The organism is Sinobacterium caligoides (assembly GCF_003752585.1).
GTDB classification, from domain to species: domain Bacteria; phylum Pseudomonadota; class Gammaproteobacteria; order Pseudomonadales; family Sinobacteriaceae; genus Sinobacterium; species Sinobacterium caligoides.
Genome location: NZ_RKHR01000004.1, coordinates 1,104,797 through 1,121,107, shown reverse-complemented (window position 1 = coordinate 1,121,107; position 16,311 = coordinate 1,104,797). Strand labels below are relative to the sequence as shown.

15 protein-coding genes are annotated in these 16,311 nt (G+C 53.4%); 8 read left to right on the top strand and 7 right to left on the bottom strand.

All coding sequences use genetic code 11. The features are described 5' to 3' along the window. Positions 1–25: 25 nt before the first annotated feature. Positions 26–1,228, bottom strand: a complete 1,203-nt coding sequence (locus EDC56_RS11605) for a 3-phenylpropionate MFS transporter (protein ID WP_123712668.1) — start codon at positions 1,226–1,228, stop codon at positions 26–28. Positions 1,229–1,528: 300 nt separating this feature from the next. Between EDC56_RS11605 and EDC56_RS11600 the strand changes: the two genes are divergently transcribed. Next, on the top strand, positions 1,529–2,959 hold the full coding sequence (locus EDC56_RS11600) for an ankyrin repeat domain-containing protein (RefSeq protein WP_162844168.1): 1,431 nt from the start codon (positions 1,529–1,531) through the stop codon (positions 2,957–2,959). Here the strand turns inward: EDC56_RS11600 and lnt are convergent. Further along, on the bottom strand, positions 2,948–4,498 hold the full coding sequence (gene lnt, locus EDC56_RS11595) for an apolipoprotein N-acyltransferase (protein WP_123712666.1): 1,551 nt from the start codon (positions 4,496–4,498) through the stop codon (positions 2,948–2,950). The two genes, EDC56_RS11600 and lnt, sit on opposite strands and share 12 nt — an antisense overlap. 226 nt (positions 4,499–4,724) lie before the next feature. On the opposite strand from lnt, the gene EDC56_RS11590 reads away from it, so the two are divergent. Beyond that, positions 4,725–4,997 (top strand): hypothetical protein, encoded by a 273-nt coding sequence (locus tag EDC56_RS11590; RefSeq protein WP_123712665.1) that lies wholly within the window; start codon positions 4,725–4,727, stop codon positions 4,995–4,997. A 156-nt stretch (positions 4,998–5,153) separates the two neighbouring features. Next, positions 5,154–6,707, top strand: a complete 1,554-nt coding sequence (locus EDC56_RS11585) for an acyl-CoA synthetase (protein ID WP_123712664.1) — start codon at positions 5,154–5,156, stop codon at positions 6,705–6,707. Between the two features lie 3 nt (positions 6,708–6,710). Here the strand turns inward: EDC56_RS11585 and EDC56_RS11580 are convergent, their stop codons facing one another. The 5 genes from EDC56_RS11580 to EDC56_RS11560 all read right to left on the bottom strand — a co-directional run bounded on the left by EDC56_RS11580 (position 6,711) and on the right by EDC56_RS11560 (position 11,392). Further along, positions 6,711–7,403: a PaaI family thioesterase gene (locus EDC56_RS11580; RefSeq protein WP_123712663.1), complete on the bottom strand. Its 693-nt coding sequence runs from the start codon at positions 7,401–7,403 to the stop codon at positions 6,711–6,713. Between the two features lie 186 nt (positions 7,404–7,589). Beyond that, a complete protein-coding gene (locus EDC56_RS11575) occupies positions 7,590–8,762 on the bottom strand; it encodes a lipid-transfer protein (protein WP_123712662.1) in 1,173 nt (390 codons plus the stop codon). A gap of 12 nt (positions 8,763–8,774) precedes the next feature. Next, positions 8,775–9,197 (bottom strand): MaoC/PaaZ C-terminal domain-containing protein, encoded by a 423-nt coding sequence (locus EDC56_RS11570; RefSeq protein WP_123712661.1) that lies wholly within the window; start codon positions 9,195–9,197, stop codon positions 8,775–8,777. A 13-nt stretch (positions 9,198–9,210) separates the two neighbouring features. Next, positions 9,211–10,176 carry a bifunctional MaoC family dehydratase N-terminal/OB-fold nucleic acid binding domain-containing protein gene (locus tag EDC56_RS11565; RefSeq protein ID WP_123712660.1) on the bottom strand — a complete coding sequence of 322 codons (966 nt, stop codon included), beginning with the start codon at positions 10,174–10,176 and terminating at the stop codon, positions 9,211–9,213. 49 nt (positions 10,177–10,225) lie between these two features. After that, the gene (locus EDC56_RS11560) at positions 10,226–11,392 is read right to left on the bottom strand and encodes an acyl-CoA dehydrogenase family protein (RefSeq protein WP_123712900.1); all 1,167 of its coding nucleotides are present in this window, start codon (positions 11,390–11,392) and stop codon (positions 10,226–10,228) included. Positions 11,393–11,630: 238 nt separating this feature from the next. On the opposite strand from EDC56_RS11560, the gene EDC56_RS11555 reads away from it, so the two are divergent. The 5 genes from EDC56_RS11555 to EDC56_RS11535 all read left to right on the top strand — a co-directional run bounded on the left by EDC56_RS11555 (position 11,631) and on the right by EDC56_RS11535 (position 16,288). Further along, on the top strand, positions 11,631–12,353 hold the full coding sequence (locus EDC56_RS11555; protein ID WP_162844167.1) for a TetR/AcrR family transcriptional regulator: 723 nt from the start codon (positions 11,631–11,633) through the stop codon (positions 12,351–12,353). 236 nt (positions 12,354–12,589) lie between these two features. After that, the gene (locus EDC56_RS11550) at positions 12,590–13,729 is read left to right on the top strand and encodes an acyl-CoA dehydrogenase family protein (RefSeq protein WP_123712658.1); all 1,140 of its coding nucleotides are present in this window, start codon (positions 12,590–12,592) and stop codon (positions 13,727–13,729) included. A 161-nt stretch (positions 13,730–13,890) separates the two neighbouring features. Continuing rightward, positions 13,891–14,169 (top strand): hypothetical protein, encoded by a 279-nt coding sequence (locus tag EDC56_RS11545; RefSeq protein ID WP_123712657.1) that lies wholly within the window; start codon positions 13,891–13,893, stop codon positions 14,167–14,169. 156 nt (positions 14,170–14,325) lie between these two features. Continuing rightward, positions 14,326–15,267: a hypothetical protein gene (locus EDC56_RS11540; RefSeq protein WP_123712656.1), complete on the top strand. Its 942-nt coding sequence runs from the start codon at positions 14,326–14,328 to the stop codon at positions 15,265–15,267. A gap of 472 nt (positions 15,268–15,739) precedes the next feature. After that, positions 15,740–16,288, top strand: a complete 549-nt coding sequence (locus tag EDC56_RS11535; protein WP_123712655.1) for a hypothetical protein — start codon at positions 15,740–15,742, stop codon at positions 16,286–16,288. Positions 16,289–16,311 lie beyond the last annotated feature (23 nt).

Here is a 16,311-nt window from a genome sequence, read left to right as displayed (position 1 = left end):
GCTATTATTTCTCCCAGCTTCGCGACTAAATCGTCGTTGGTGACTCGGGGCTGTAACGCACAGGTTTGTTGTTGTTAGGGTTAGGAGTTCTGACGCTAAGAAACAAGCAAGGTACACCCATAGCAGCCATAAACCAGAAAATATTAATGTCAGAGTGGTGCATTAACCAACCACATGCTGCGGATACCAGAGCTAATGCAAAGCCTGCAGGAATTGCATGGTAAAGTGATTGCAAGGCCATGTAATTGTGCTTCCTATTCTCCTCAACATAGCGTACTGAAGAGAGAATGGTGCCGGAGAAAGTAATGCCGTGCAGAATTTGACAAATAATTAATACCGGTAAATCTGTTGATACTGCCATTAGCCCCCAGCGAACAACGACCGTAGCGGCGGCAAGCTTAAACAGATTTTTTACAGACCAGTTAGAAAAAGCCTTACGGCTAATAAAGTAAAACACGATGACCGATATTGTTGATAGGCTCCAGAGGTAACCAATGGTATCTGAATCGATGCCGGCGTCTTGCCAATAGATGGCACTAAAGAAGTAGTAGCCACCGTGACTGCCCTCAAGTAGAGAGGCAATTGTTATAAAGAGGAGTGTATCTTTACAACGCAACACCTTAAGAATATTGATTTTTCCTGTCGTGGCTTGGTTGTGTTTATAGGTCATAGCAACAGTGGGTTTCATTAGCGTGCTAAGCAAGGTTACGCCTAAGCCAACGGCGCCCATAATAGGAACGATATCAACGCCATAGTTTTTAATGACCCAGCCCATGCATGAGGAGGCAAGCGTTAGTGCAACGGCTCCCCACAAACGGGTGTAACCATAATCGAGCTGTTTATCTCGAGCGTAGTAGTTTGATATTGCATCAGAGACGGCTACTGCTGGACCAATGGCTAAATTAAATAAAATAAGTAAAAAGGCTAAAACCCAAAAGTTTGATTCAATTGTGCCGACCCATATAAAGGCAATAAAACCGAGCAGACTAAAAAACATTGAGTAACGTAGAAAGGGTATTAGATGCTCTACTTTGTGGAAAAGAGGGGTGAAAGTAATATTGATAATACAGCGTGCGGTTAGGCCAAAACCTACTAGCATTCCTATATCGGCATCGGTGACGCCTAGTTTCTCCAACCATAAGCCACGAAAGGGTAGATAGACCCCGTAGGCAAACCAGAAGGTAAACTGATACGTTGACATCCATAGGGAGGGTCGGCAATTAAGCATTTTATGAAAGCTCTGAGGACGAGGGCGCTAAAGCTAACGAGAATCATTCTCGATTGCAAGCTCGTCTCTGAATACTTCGTTTTAGGCTGATCTGGCGCACTATTATTATAGGAGGATATTAAGGGGTTAATATTTTTTAAGGACCGTTATGGTAGCTTGTCATTACCTAATAATATTTTTTTTCTAGAGCTTTAATGGGTTTGTAATAAAGTAAAACTCGAAAATAAAAAAAGTTTACAAATAAAAATAATTTATAAATAAAGGTGAGTGATATTTATGCTTCAGGTTAACCTTAGGTTTGTGAAAAAAAATACTGTGAGTTTTCTTTTCGCCTTACTAGCATTCAATGTGTTGGCGAGCCCTGTCTCTCACGCTATAGAAAAGCGCGATGTGCCAGTAAAGGTGTCCTCTCAGCTCTCTGAGACAGTATCTGCAGAGGATAATCAGGGGTTTATTGCCGCGGTAAAGTTGCGGCAGCTTGATCGAGTTAAGCAATTCCTATCGGCCGGTATTGATGTAAATGTAATGCAGGGGAATAAATACCCGGCGATCTTTTATGCCAGTGGTAAGGGCTACCGGCATATTTTACAGGCGCTTATTGATCAAGGTGCCGATGTAAACCAGCCCGGTCGTGGTGGTTGGACACCGCTAATGGTTGCAGCGTTACATGGGCATCAGGACAATATCGCTCTATTGCTGGCAGGCGGCGCCGACCTAGAGCGGCAGAATGTCGATGGCCGTAGTGCACTGATGTATGCTGTCGCAGAAAACCAGCAGCAAGCGGTAGAACAGCTGTTGGCAGCCAAAGCGAATGTCATGGCGGTAGTGGGCGAGAACGCGACGGTAGCGTTGCAAGGTGGCGGCCTGAGTGTACTAGCTATTGCGATCTCAGCTAACCATCTCAATCAGGTTGAGCTATTGTTGCAGGCAGGCGCGAAGCCAAATGGCAGGCCTGGGGCGGCTCCGCCACTATATTATGCGCTGCTTGATAATCGTCTAGAGATCGCCGAACTTCTGCTTGCCGCTAAGGCTAATATTCACTGGCGAGATCGACATGGTAATAGCTTGCTGCACCGGCTGGTGTTGAACGCTGATGTCTCGACGATTGATTATCTGTTGGCTAAGGGGGTAGTGCCAGGGCTGCGTAACCAACGCGGAGAAAGTGCGCTAATTCTTGCCGCTAATAGTGGTCAATTACCCAGTTTCCAGCGACTTTTGCATGAGGCATCAGATGAGGAAAAGCAGGCGGCACTGTTCGCTGCGGCAACATCGGGCGTTACCCAGGTTGTAGTTGAGCTGCTGGCGTCGGGAGTGGCGGTGAATAGCGTCGATGCCGATGGGCGTACAGCGCTGATGTTGGCAGCTGCTCTACGTCATCATGTGTTGGTTGAGCAACTGCTCGATCGTCATGGGGTGGCAATCAATCAGCGTGATAACAATGGCGAGACGGCGTTGATGATGGCGGTAATGGCGAGGCCCTCTAAGCTGCGCGTGGTTGAGGCATTACTCGCCGCCGGCGCAGACCTTGATGCGACCAACGCGGCTGGGCGGACGGTGTTGGCGCAGGCAGTGCAGGTAGATTATGTGCCGCTGCAAATTGTGCGTCGACTGATCGTCGCCGGCGCAGAGAAAGCGCCGGCGTTACAGGTACTGCAACAATTGCGTCAGCAGCAGGGTGAGCTGCAGGAGACTCAACGCCTAGCGTTGCTCACCGATATGTTAATGGATTAGCTTTTCGAGATATTTTCGCTGGCGGTTGTAGCCAATAATTAAGCAGAAGATTGTCAGCGCGCTGCCGCCATAGTTTAGTACCAGGCCGTAACGTTGATACAGTGTCTGCGTGTTAAATATTGGCAGTGTTGCGATTCCTGTCGCGACGCTATTGGCGTTTAATCTGCTGCCATCGACGACGTCTCCACGGCTGTCGAGCGCTAAGCTAATGCCGCCGTTAGATACTCTTAGCCAGGGGCTGCGGTATTCGATGGCGCGAAAAGTACCGAGTGCGAGGTGGCTGATAGAGGCTCTACTGCGGTGGTCAAACCAGCTATCGTTACTGGGGTTGATGATAATATTAAAGTCTTGCAGGCGCAGGCGCTCGGAAAATAATATTTCATAACAGATTGGTGTGGCGGCATGGATTGTGGGGGTGATTTCGACGGCGTCTGCGGCGGGTCCGGTCTTGTAATTCAGTGTCTCGGGGAACCAACGTGATAGTATCGGTAGTTGTTTTTGTAGCGGCAGAAACTCGAAAAACGGCACTAGCTGCTGTTTATGGTAGCTGGCGATTAGCTTGCCGTCGGCAGAGATGAGTTGGTTGGCATTGTAGTAGCCGTCGCGGTTTCCCGCGCTGTTGCTCGTTGGATAGACATAGCCGGAGTTGAGCAGGATAGGTGTTTCAATCTGCTCGATTAGTTGTGTGACTCTCTGGCGATCATTGTGGCTCTCCTGCCAAGAAAACGCTGGCGGAAACTCGGGCCAGACGATCAGCTCTGGACCAGTGCCAGAGTGTTGTTGGCTCAGCTGTTTACTGAGGTCAAACAGTGCGAGTGTATTGTCTTGTGGGGACAGATTGGGCTGTATGAGGCCTACGCGTAGCTGCTGCGTGGTATTTTCAGCGCGGTACTTGTCGATACTGTAGTAACCGTAGCTGAAGACGCCACCCGTCAGTAGTAGTGCGGCTGCTATGTTGTGTAAGCGGTTATTTTTACGTTTGTTTGTGGAGCAGATATTGGCAATGATTTTATTGAAAAGTACCATCGTAAATAACAGTAAACCGACACCGCCGATGTCGACCAGTTGAATGACAGCTAGGTTTTCGAACTGCGTCTGGGCGATTGAACCGGGTATTAGCGTCGCGAAGGCGATATAGCTACTGCTGAACAGCAGGGCGCTTAGCAGGGCGTTGATCACGCTGTGAGCGGTGAACTGTATTAGCGACCAGAAGATCCCAATGACGGCGTAAGGTAGCGCCAGCAGCGCGGATAGGCACAGCCAGGCGACGGTGGCGGTGAGCGCTTGACTGCCGGTAAAGGCGGCGATCGCAGGCGTTAGCCAGTCGATTGACCAGGCCCACCAACAGAAACCCCAGAAAAAGAACAGTCCGGCGCAGCTTTTGGCACTGCTGCCGCGTACGGCGATAAATAATGGCGCGAGGCTAATCCAGGCGAGCCATGAGAGATCGGCGAGTCCTCCTGGGTTGCTTAAACAACTTAGCAGTATTGATAGGCTAACAAGGCCGAGGCGCACTAGGTTTGTTCCGCTGACCAGCATTGGCGTTATCTTCTCTTGGCCAGGTTACGGTTGCGTCAGCCTGTAATCGAGGCTCGTAGGCAGGAACCGTTCTAGCATTGTTATTATTCGCATTTATAGACGCAGTATGCCACGGCAATCTCGATGAGGCATAGCGTCCATCGAGTTTACGCTGTTTAGTGAGGCTGGCCCGTTATTTGCTAAAACTCAACTGCGTGGATTTCTAGTGAGTTGTGGCGGAGGGGCGATGATGTTTTGGTTGAAGTTACCGGTGAAAATTTTTCTTGTCGTCGTCTGGCTGGTCTTGATCGTTTTGTTCTGTATGCCGCTGCTGCAGGATCAGTGGCTATGGCTTGACGACGATATGGGCGACTTTAACGAGGCCGTTAATGAGGGCTTGCTAGAGACTGATGCGCACGGTCAGCGAGTGGTGCCGCAAGAGTTTGTCGAGCCGGCACTGCAATTTGATGAGCAGCGCTTGAAGTTGCTGCGGGAACAAGATCCCGACGCGAGCCGATAACCTTTCGTGAGCGAATTTGTCAGTATTGTAGAGCCTGATTGTCAATTGTTATCACGGCTAATCAGCTTATTATAATTAACTATGAATAGATGCGATGAAGTGCTGAGCTGATGCTGCGGTTTGCATCGATGAACAACAATAAAAGAGTAGCGACGGATGAAAAATAATATTGGCTTACTGCTGAAAAAGAGAGCGGAAATTAGTGCGGAGGTGGAAGCCTTTGTCGAGGTCGAAAGGCAGCGTCGCTATACCTTTGCCGAGCTTAACGAACGCTCAAATCGAGTGGCGCAGATGCTTTTGGCGCAGGGAGTCAAGGCTGGCGATCGAGTGGCGACGCTGCTAAAAAATGGCAGTGAGTTTATCGAGACCTATTATGCCATCGCCAAGATCGGCGCAGTGATGGTGCCGGTTAATTGGCGGCTAGTCGCAGCGGAGGTCGCTTATATCTTTGCCGATAGCGGTGCTGAGACGCTGCTCTACGATGCCGAGTTTGACGGTGTCATCGATGAGGTGGTGCGGGGCGAGACCACGGCGATAAAAAACTGGCTGCGGGTCAACGTGCCAGAGCTGCCAGCGACGCCTTACAGCCTCGATTACGAGGCGATGGTGACGTCGTCGGCGAATACTGAGCCGACGATCGGCGCCTTCGATGACGACTTGCTGTTTATTATGTACACCTCGGGCACAACGGGAAGCCCTAAGGGCGCGATGCACAGTCATAACAATATGATGTGGGCTCAGCTGACCAGTTTGACGACGGCAGACATGCGCGCAGGAGATCGCTTCTTGCTGCCGCTGCCGATGTTTCACGTCGGCTGCTTAGTGCCGGTATCGCAGCTGGTACACCGCGGCGCGACCGGCATTATTCTCCGTGATCTTGACATGGCGGCAATGTTCCGCGCGATCGAGCAGGAGCGGGTAACCATCTTTATGGCGGTGCCGATGATACTGCAGTTTATGTTGATGACCCCTGAGCGCGAGCAATACAGCATGGAGACGGTGCGTTGGATTGCTACGGGGGCGGCGCCGGTGCCGGTGGCGATGATCGAGCAGTGGCAGGCGTTGGGAGTGGCGATTTATCAGGCTTATGGTCTAACTGAGTCCTGTGGGCCTGGGACGTTGCTGCTGCCGCAGGATGCGATTGATAAAGTGGGCTCGTGTGGGCGGCCGCAGATGCACACCGAATTGAAGGTGGTCGATGAACAGGGCAAGCGCATCGCGGCCGGCAGCGACGAAGTTGGCGAGCTATGTCTCGCCGGCAACCATATTATGCTGGGCTATTGGAATAACCCGGAGGCGACGGCAGAGGCGCTGCGCGATGGCTGGCTACACACCGGTGATCTTTGCCGTATCGATGCGGAGGGCTGCGTGACGATCTGCGATCGCAAGAAGGACATGCTGATCTCGGGGGGGGAAAACATCTATCCGGCCGAGCTAGAGAATGTGTTAGCGGGGCACGGCAAGGTACAGGAAGTTGCAGTTATCGGTATTGCCTCTGAGAAATGGGGCGAGACACCGCTGGCGATTGTAGTACTGATGCCCGGCGAAGAGGCTGAAGAGGAAGAGCTGATTGGCCACTGCCGAGAGCATCTGGCGGGATACAAGGTGCCGCAGTGTTATGCCTTTGTGACGACGCTGCCACGTAACGCCTCGGGGAAGTTGTTGAAGCCACAGTTGCGCCAGCAATATAACAGCCCGGCGCCCTTCTAAACTTTAGCGGCTCTGGGTAGATTCCTGCATGCGTTTCATGCGCATGTAGGTCTCGCGATCGATACTGATGAACAGCCCCTCACAGCTGGCAGTCATGCTGCCATTGGCCCAGATTTCGGCGCGCAAAGTATTCTTACGTCCCTCGATGCTGACGACCTTGCCAGTGAGTTTCAGCTCAGTATTGAGCGGTGTGGGCTTATGGTAGCGTGTGGTTAGCGAGCCGGTGACGCCGGGTTGGCCGGTAATTTTTTGGCCAAGGCCGAGGAATTGATCGAAGAGAGCGGCGACAAAACCGCCGTGCACGCTATTGGGGGGGCCTTCATAGTGCCAGCCCATGTTGACGCTGCCGTAAATCGCCTCGTCATCCATCCATACCATGATCGGCGGCGCCAGTGGGTTACACTTTCCGTCGAGGGGGTTGAGTTCGTAGGCGATAGTGGAGAGCGTGCCATAGCGTTGTTCGTCCTGCGCCTCGTATTCGGCTCTGCCGAGAATTTGCCGACTGCTGGCTAACTTATCGGCCTGCGCCTGCACCACCTCGCTGATTGCTAGAATCTCCTCGGTGTCATTCGTGCAGGTCACCAAGTTGGCGATCAGCGCACGGGTAGCGTCGGCCAGCTTTCGTTTGGCGGCCCATTCGTCGTTGAGGGGAGGGTATAGGTCAGGGCTATCGAAGGGGAAGTATTTCTCGCTCATTTTATCATTCTTGTGTAGAGAATTTATTTTATTATTATTGATTAGAAGGGGAAAGTAACCATCTGTTCAGGTGGTGGGGCGTGAGTCGCGAGAATATTATAGCGTTAATGAGTGTGGAGAAAGAAAATCAGCAAACAAAAAACGCGCCAGTAATGGCGCGTTTTTTACATGGAGCCGTTTTTATTTTTAGTCGAGCTTGCCGAGCAGGGCGCCACCGGTTGGGATGCCAACGCCGGAGGTGACGAGGACGTTGTTAACGTCTTTGGCGGGCTGATTAACTGAGCTGCCGCGCACCAGACGGGTCGCCTCGACGATACCGTTAACGCCGTGGATATAGGCCTCGGACAGTTGCCCGCCATGGGTATTGGTGGGGAGACGGCCGTCGAGACGCAGACTACCAGCGTTGACGAAGTCACACGCCTTGCCCTTATCGGCAAAGCCCCAGCTCTCTAACTGCCAGAGCACGATAGGGGTGAAGGCATCGTAGATAACGGCGGCATCAATATCATCAGGAGTGAGCCCTGACTGTTTGTAGGCCGTCTGGGCAGCGATATCCATCGAAGGAATTGCAGCAATTTCGTCGCGGTAAAACGAGGTCATTGATTCCATGTTTTTGGCTGCAGCCTGGCCGACGCCCTTGATGGCAACACCGCCGTGTTTACCGTCACGGGCCTTCTCGGCGCTGGTGATGACGACAGCAGAGGCGCCGTCTGACTCTAGGCAGCAATCGTAGAGCTTCAATGCACCGACAATCTTCTTCTGTGCCTCGTACTCTTCACGGTCGAAGGGGTGGCCGGCAAACATCGCTGCGGGGTTGGCGGCGCCGTGTTGGCGCGTGGCGTAGGCGACCTCGAACAGGGCGTTGCGGATCGCATCGGCGTCGTTGAGGTGCATATAGCGCTCGGTATACATCGCCACCCAAGACGCTGGCGTCATCAATCCTGAAGGCATATACCAGCCCCAGTGCATCGCATCGGCAGTGACGATGTCACCTGAGACGCCGCCGGAGAAACGGTGGCCAGAGCGGCCATTAAGGCCGCGATAACAGACCACGGTCTCGCACATACCGGAGGCGATAGCCATCACTGCCTGGTGAATCAGGCCGGTGGCAGCACCACCACCGTGGGGCACGCGTGAGTAGAAGTTGATGTCGCCGATGCCGACGGCGCGAGCCAGTTCTATCTCGTCGGTGGAGTCCATGGTAAAGGTGGTCATGCCGTCGACATCTGAGGGCTTGAGGCCAGCGTCGTCGAGGGCGGCGCGAACCGCCTCGCAGGACAGTTGCAGCTCAGAACGACCTGAGTTTTTTGAGAATTCGGTATTACCAACACCGACAATAGCCGCTTTATCTTTAATCATTGTTAGCGTTCCTTATTGCGGAAGTTGAATTTTGACGGTGCCTGCCATGTGCATGCCCCAGACGTTATTTTCGCCGACTACTTCGACATCGATAATGCCGTTAGCGTCGTCCTTGGCCTTGATCTCACCAACCAGCGTCATCACGAAACCGGGTAGGTTCGGTGCGCCGAGCTTGAGGTCAATCTTCTTAACGGTGGCGTCTGGTCCGGCCCAATTGGTCACGTAGCTCGCCATCAAGCCGTTGCTGGTGAGGATGTTCATAAATACGTCAGGCAGCCCGGCAGCTTGCGCGGCCTTCTTGTCGTGGTGCACCGCGGTGAAGTCACGAGAAGCGAGAGCGCCGCCGACGACAAGGCCGGAGGTGATGGGTAATTCTTTGCTGTCTAGCTTGTCGCCGATGTTAACGTTGGCGAACGATAGAGTTTCAGTTGTCATTATTCTCTCTCCCTTACACGACACGGAATACAGGTAGCATGGTCTTCTCGTCGACTTGCTCGACTGCGCCCTGTACCTTCTGGCCAATCTTGACCGCTTCATAGTCGATGTCGACGATGTTGGCGACGAGGCGTGTCCCTTCAGATAGCTGGATGACACCGATGGTATTGGGGTAGTCGTAGCCAGGGATCTTTGGGTAGTGCAGCGTGGTGAAACTGTATATCTCACCTTCTAGCGTCGATTCGATCGAATCCCATTCAGTTGATTGACACTCACCGCACATCGGGCGCGGAGGATGACGAAGGGTCTGGCAATCCGTGCAGCGCTGAATGAGCACTTTACCCTCGTCACAGGCGTTCCACCACCAGCCGTTATCGTGGCCGCGTGGAGAGGTAATACGTGTTGGTAGTTCGGGGGTGTCATCATCTTTCGTTTCGCTGGTGCTGTTGGCGCCATCGGCGGGGATGAACTTCAATACACGGAACACCTGGCGGCCAATGTCTTCACCGTGCTGGTCGGTGAAACGGGTGACCGTTTCGATGAAGTAGCCGATGCCACGCGCGGTAGCCTTCTGCTCGCTGATGCTGTCGATGACGGTATGGGCGGTGACTTGATCGCCGGGGCGTAGGTCACGGAAGAACTCGGTTGAGGTGTTGGTGCCTAACACACCAGTATAGCCGTGCTGATCGAAGAGGTTGTGCAGCTGGCGCTGAACATCCTGGGCGGGGTTGCCGGCCATCGGGTAGCCTTCCATGCTCCACGCCTGCAGCATAGCAGGCGGGGCAATGATGCCTTCCTTGCTGGTCTTGGCGGCTTCGTCTGCCTGTGTATAAGTGGTGAGCTCGTCGCCCATCACCTCGGCCCAGTGGCGGATCATCGCCTCGTTGACGTCGTCGTTACCGCGCTTTGGTGGGCCGTTTTCTAAGCCGACATAGGCGCGTACTTGTTCTTCAAACGCTTTTGTTTCTTCAGGAGTCATCTCTCACTTCCTTCGTGTTATTTTTTGAGCATGTTAAATGGGTTGTTCACTAGCGGTGACGCGGCATGCCGAGACCGAAGTTGGCGACCAGGCCGCGCTGGATCTCGTTGACACCACCGCCGTAGGTGTTGATCTGACAGCGACGGTACTCGTGCTCGAGATCACCGAGTAGTTGAGTAGCCTCTGAGCCAGAGCGTACGAGGGTATTGGGGCCGATCACCTCCATCAGCTGGCGGCAGACCTCGATCATAGACTCGGTTGAGTAGACCTTTACCGCGGAGGCGAGGGCAGGCTGCAAGCGGTCTTCGCTGAGATCCCAAGACATCCGTGAGTTCATCAGGCGCATCGCCTCGAGGCGGCTGTAGACCTCGGCAAGGTTGCTTTGTACCGCGGGATCATCGATGACGCGTCGACCGTTGTGGTCCTCGCGTGCCCAGTCGAGGGTTCGTTGAAACAGTTTCCAGCCGTTGATACCCCAGGCGGCGAGGCCGATACGCTCGTGGTTGAGCTGGGCGGTAATCAGTCGCCAACCCTGATTGAGCTTGCCGACGACCATCGATTCGTGGACGCGAACGTTCTCGTAGTAAGTCATGTTAGTACGGAAGCCGCCGACGGTATGGATCGGCGCGTAGCTGAAGCCTTCGCTCTTGGTGTCGAGGATAAACATGGTGATGCCCTTGTGCTTGGGGGCATCGTTATCGGTGCGGGCGGCCAGCCAGACGTAATCGGCACCCTCGGCGCCGGAGGTGAACACCTTGGTGCCGTTGATGACGTAGTATTCGCCATCCTTCACGGCACTGGTGCCTAGGGTCGCCAGATCGGTACCGGCATTGGGCTCGGTATAGCCGATGGCGAAGTGGGTGGTGCCAGCGGCGATACCGGGGAGGAACTTCTGCTTGTGCTCTTCACTACCGTAGTCCATCAGCGCCGGGCCGACGGTGTTTAGCGTGACGAAGGGGATTGGTGCGCCGGCGAGGATGGCCTCCTCGAAGAAGGTGAGCTGGTCGGCGGCGGAGCGCCCCTGGCCACCGTACTGCTCGGGCCAGCCGATCGCTAGCCAGCCGTCACGTCCCATCGAGGAAATGAGGTGGTCATAGAGTTCACCGCTCTCCTTGCCGCGAATCTGCTCGCGCACTTCTGGCGTGATCAACTGAGAAAAATATTCACGTAGCTCTTTGCGGAGAGCCTTTTGATCTTCGCTGTAATCAACAAACATAGCGTTATCCGTAGTTCTATAATCGTTATTATCTTTGGCAAACCACATCGTTAGATAGGCGGGGCTGCCTCGTTATGTAAGAGAGTGTGAAAGCGAGCTGCCCCAAGCTATGGTTAATAATAATATTGAATTTGGTTTCAATTTCAAAGTTTTTCTGTGTATATTTACAACTATTGTAATAAATATTGTAATAACTCTGGGTGTAGATGACGGGCTCAAAGGCTCTAGAACGGGGATTATGACCAAGATAGCGACGGTCGCGAAGGCGGCGAAGAAAGCACCGACGAAAACGGCCAAGGCGAAGACCGCGAAGGGGGCCAAGGCGCGCGAGAAGTTGAAGCTGGCGGCGATGGTGGTGTTAGAGCGCGAGGGCTTTCATAAGATGCGCATCAGCGATGTGACTAAGCAGGCGGGTGTTGCCGCCGGCTTGTTCTATCACTACTTCAGCGACCTGAAGTCGTTGACCCTTGAGGTGCTGGATGATTTCCTGGCGCGCTTTGAAGATGTCGCGACGATTGAGCGTGAGGTGCCGAAGGGCGATTGGTATGCGCGCATGTATGCGCATCACCTGCTATCGGTGCGCAGTTACGCGGAGCATCCCGGTATTATGCGCTGCATGCAGCAGATGGCCGATGAGGATGAGGGATTTGCCGGGCGCTGGCGTGCCTCTAAGCGCGAGCAATTGAAATGGTTGGCGGCGCTGATGCCGAAGCTGTTTCCCGAGGCAGGCTTTAGCGAGCACCAGGCGCTGATGGTGGTGTATACCCTCGGGGGCAGTGGCGAAACGATACTGCGTGACTACTACATCAACGAGGACGATGAGTTGGTGCAACAGCCGCTCAGCGTTGAGGAGATGGCGGAGCTGCTGACCGTGACGTTTTACCGCGGTCTGTTTCTGGAAAACCCACCGGCGGAGAAGTTAGTTTACACGGCGAACCTACGTGCGATGGTGCGGAGCTGAAAAATAGAGCCGGGCAAGGAGCGTCGAAAAAAGACAATATTTTGAGAAACGGTTAATTGAGATATGGCAAGACGGTGCGAAGGTAAGAGAGCGCACTTAAAAAATAAAGCGAGTTTGAGCAAGCGATGAGCCGCGGTCTAGCCGCATAAAATGATAATAATGCTTTCTTGGTGCGGGTTTAGCCGTGGGAGCAAAGCAAGCTTGAGCAACTGCCTTTCGGCAGTGAGGACGAAACGATGGAATTCTCTTTTAGCGAAGACCAAACAGCGATTCAAGATTTAGCGCATCAAATTTTTACCGATCAACTCACCGATGAGTACCTGCTGGAATATGATCGAGGTGACAATGATTACGACACCAAGTTGTGGGCGTTGTTGGCTGAGCAGGGGTTGTTAGGCTTGGCAGTGCCGGAGAGTTGTGGCGGCTCCGGGCTCGGCTTCATGGAGTTGGCGCTGGTGTTGCAGGAGGGGGGGCGTCGGGTCGCACCGCTGCCATTACTGAGCAACTTGGTGTTGGCGGGGCTGCCGATTACAGAGTTTGGTAGCTCGGCGCAACAGCAGCAGTACCTATCGGCGATGGCCTCAGGGGAAAAGCAGCTGACGGCGGCGATTGCCGAGGTGGCGATCAGTGATGCGGTGGCGAGTGTGGTCAGTGTTGCCAAGAGCGGCGCTGCGTTTACACTCAGTGGTGAAAAACAGGCGGTACCCTATGGCGCGCAAGCCAATACCATCTTAGTGCCTGCCGTTGATGGCAATGGTGCCACCAGTGTCTTCCTCGTCGATACGGCCGCGGAGGGCGTCAGCGTGACGGCCCAGCAGACGGCCTTCGGCAATACCTTAGCGACGGTTCGTCTAGAGAACGTGGTCGCGGAACTCTTAGGCAACGAGGGCGAGGGTGAGCAGATTGTCAGCTGGATTGAGCAATATGCTAACGCGGCAATTTCCGCGATGCAGGTTGGTTTGTGTGACGAGGCGCTAAAACGCACCGCCGAGTTCACCTGTGAGCGCAAACAGTTTGGCGCGCCGATAGGGGCTTTTCAGGCGGTGGCGATGCGAGCGGCCGATGCCTATATCGATATCGAGGCCATGCGCTCGACCTTCTGGCAGGCGGCCTGGCGGCTGTCTGAGCAGCTGGAGGCGACGACCGAAGTTCGCGCCGCTAAGTACTGGGCCTGTATGGGGGGGCATCGCGTCGTGCATGCCTGTCAGCACCTACACGGCGGCATGGGCTCTGATGTCGAGTTCCCTATCCACCGTTATTTCCTGCACGCCAAGAATAATGAATTCTTGTTGGGTGGGGCGCAGACTCAGCTCAGCGCTATCGGTGAACTCTTAGCCAGTAGCGATCAGACAGGGGCGACCTGGTTGGCGGTATAGCTTCAGTAACAGGCCGACTGGCTCGGTCTTTCTACTGTGTGAGGGCGTTGTCGACGGGGTCGGCGGCGCCTTTTTTGTCTCTGTCGCCATGCTTGCCATCTTGCGATGAGAATCATTCTCATTTATATTTGTAGCTGAGACGATGATGAAGGGTGAGCTATATGAGTGAACGAGAGCGAGGCCTGGCGACGGTTCAGCTGGAAATTGGCAGTGATAAGTTGCAGCAGCTGTTCGAGAGCGGGCTGTTGTGTGCTGCCGATGTCCGCTGCCTTAATTCCGCTTCGAAACAGCAGATCTGGCGCCTGTGTCTAGCGTCGTGCGCCAGTGCGATGGGGAACTGTCCGGGCTGTGACTATGCCGAGCACTGCGCCGCCAGCACTGTCGCCTCCCCGGTACGGCTTGTCGATCAAGGGCGAGGCTTGCGCGACGCCGCGCACTAGGTTGCTGCCGCATGGCCCTTGTATACCTGTGCGATGGCCGGACCGACTAGCATCAGAGCGCTATTGTTTGTGCTAACAGTGAGTAAGATTAAGACATCATTATGCCGATGCGGTAGAGTGTGGGGATGTATTGGTGTTGTTATTTAGAGTTAGCTTATGACACAAAAGGATGTTCTTCGCTGTTTGCTGATCTGTGGGCTGTCCCTGCAGTCGGCGCAGGTGTTTGCGGAAATACGCTTTGAGCAGCTGCCCTCGGCGATCAGGCTCTCGGCCTGGGAGGATACCAGCCTCAACAGTGACATCATTGGACAGGAGCAGTTCTGTCTTATCTCGAAAGATGATAGATGGTGGTCTACAAACGCGGATTATACTTTAAATGCAGTGATGTCCGGTAATATGCTGGGGGGGAGCTTTTTTCTCTATAATGGCGATGATCGGCTGCCGTTCAAGCTCTACTTTAATCGCAATCCAGGCAGCAACAGCTTCGTGCAGTTGAACTACGCTCAAGATAGCAGTAGGTTTCAGGAGGCGGAAAACTGTAGTGTGGGTCAGGTGGAGTTACGTGTCGGTATTGCGCAGAGTGATATCGCCTCAGTTAGTGCCGGGCTCTATACCGGCACGCTGACGTTGGAGGCAACGAATTATTTTTTGTGGTTTGCTAATCCCCCGGTCAGCATTAACCTGAGCATCGAAATCCCCAAGCTGGTGCAGATCAGCGGCCTGCAGGATATGACGCTGTCGCCCGCCGGCGGTACGATGCTGGCGGACCAGCAGGACTTCTGTGTCTACGCCACCGGCGCCAATAATTTCTCGATTACGGCGTCCAGTCAGCAGAATGGCTTTAAGCTGCTGCGCAGTGGTCAGGCCAGCTGTGGTGCAGGTAACTGTCTCCCCTATCGGGTGCAGGTGTCGAGACAAGATGGTTCGCAGAGCGAGCAGCTGACCGACGGGCTGGTCTCGTCCCAGCGCTGGCGTGGCGAGACCAGCAAGCTCTGTCAGCAGGGCAATAATATGCATCTATTGGTCAGTGCCGATGTGCTGGATGCCAGTGCTGGTAATTATACGGATACCTTGACGCTAACGGTGCGGCCGGACTAGCGCGCCGTGCCGAGTAATAGAAAACCCTCGATTGGCTCACTAATTGCTCGCTTTAGCCGGGCTTATGCGTAAATATGCCTATTCCCTTGCGCTGTGTTAATGAAGCGTAATCTATTCTTCTTGGTTTTTGATTAATCGTTTAATTACAAAGGGTTGTCTTGTTGGCTTGAGGTTGAATATTTTGTGATAAAAGGTCATTAAAGAGTGACAAAAGTTGTCACTTTGTTAAACTTGTAGGCATAAGTACTTAGTCTGATTTGTAATCAAAACGATCTGCTTTAGGTCCGACCCAACGAATACAATGGCTTATATTTTTTGTGAGGCAGTTCACGCTCTTGGCATCAGGCTTGCAAATAAATACTTACAGAGTGTCAAGTTTTTGCTTTTGCTCACCTCGGTGAGGGGAAGCTAGCGAAGCTGACAAGAATGAAGCTGATAATGTGTAATTTTAGTAACACGTGGAGTCTTAATAATGAGAAATAAACTATCAATTGTACGTTCGGCCGTTGTCGTAGGCTCTTTATCAATGACTGGTGCTGTAATGGCGGCAGGCTATGACGGCGATGTAGGGACGACTAGCCAGGCGGCGATCGAGCTGAAGGCGACTATCCCAGAGGTTGTTCGTGTCATGGTTCAGGATGAGGAGCTCGACTTCACCTCTGGCCTGGATCTGAATAACGGTAACTCTGTAACGACCAATTTCTGTATCGAGAGCAACGACATTAGCGATGATGTTACTCTGCAGGTTTACGGCAGCACAGCACCTGTGGCAAGCGCGCCGGTATCCAGTGGCGCCTTTGATCTGAAGCATGACAGCTTAGCCGAGACCATGGCATATACTGTGACGGTTGACAACGCAACGGTAACCTCGGGTGCATCAACGCTTATTACGCCGGAGCAGATGTCGGCAACACCTTGTGCGCCGGCGACGCCTATTAAGTACAGCTTATCGGCCGCCGAGTTGCAGGCTGCGAAGCCAGGCACTTATCAGGGTGTCTCGTACTTGGTCGTAACACCTTAAGACCGCTTTATCGATTGGGGAGT

What these genes read in the sequence shown, in the direction of transcription:
- EDC56_RS11605 (WP_123712668.1), bottom strand. Translation starts at nt 1,228, where the DNA reads ATGCTTAATTGCCGACCCTCCCTATGGATGTCAACGTATCAGTTTACC.
- lnt (WP_123712666.1), bottom strand. Translation starts at nt 4,498, where the DNA reads ATGCTGGTCAGCGGAACAAACCTAGTGCGCCTCGGCCTTGTTAGCCTA.
- EDC56_RS11590 (WP_123712665.1), top strand. Translation starts at nt 4,725, where the DNA reads ATGATGTTTTGGTTGAAGTTACCGGTGAAAATTTTTCTTGTCGTCGTC.
- EDC56_RS11585 (WP_123712664.1), top strand. Translation starts at nt 5,154, where the DNA reads ATGAAAAATAATATTGGCTTACTGCTGAAAAAGAGAGCGGAAATTAGT.
- EDC56_RS11580 (WP_123712663.1), bottom strand. Translation starts at nt 7,403, where the DNA reads ATGAGCGAGAAATACTTCCCCTTCGATAGCCCTGACCTATACCCTCCC.
- EDC56_RS11575 (WP_123712662.1), bottom strand. Translation starts at nt 8,762, where the DNA reads ATGATTAAAGATAAAGCGGCTATTGTCGGTGTTGGTAATACCGAATTC.
- EDC56_RS11570 (WP_123712661.1), bottom strand. Translation starts at nt 9,197, where the DNA reads ATGACAACTGAAACTCTATCGTTCGCCAACGTTAACATCGGCGACAAG.
- EDC56_RS11565 (WP_123712660.1), bottom strand. Translation starts at nt 10,176, where the DNA reads ATGACTCCTGAAGAAACAAAAGCGTTTGAAGAACAAGTACGCGCCTAT.
- EDC56_RS11560 (WP_123712900.1), bottom strand. Translation starts at nt 11,392, where the DNA reads ATGTTTGTTGATTACAGCGAAGATCAAAAGGCTCTCCGCAAAGAGCTA.
- EDC56_RS11555 (WP_162844167.1), top strand. Translation starts at nt 11,631, where the DNA reads ATGACCAAGATAGCGACGGTCGCGAAGGCGGCGAAGAAAGCACCGACG.
- EDC56_RS11550 (WP_123712658.1), top strand. Translation starts at nt 12,590, where the DNA reads ATGGAATTCTCTTTTAGCGAAGACCAAACAGCGATTCAAGATTTAGCG.
- EDC56_RS11545 (WP_123712657.1), top strand. Translation starts at nt 13,891, where the DNA reads ATGAGTGAACGAGAGCGAGGCCTGGCGACGGTTCAGCTGGAAATTGGC.
- EDC56_RS11540 (WP_123712656.1), top strand. Translation starts at nt 14,326, where the DNA reads ATGACACAAAAGGATGTTCTTCGCTGTTTGCTGATCTGTGGGCTGTCC.
- EDC56_RS11535 (WP_123712655.1), top strand. Translation starts at nt 15,740, where the DNA reads ATGAGAAATAAACTATCAATTGTACGTTCGGCCGTTGTCGTAGGCTCT.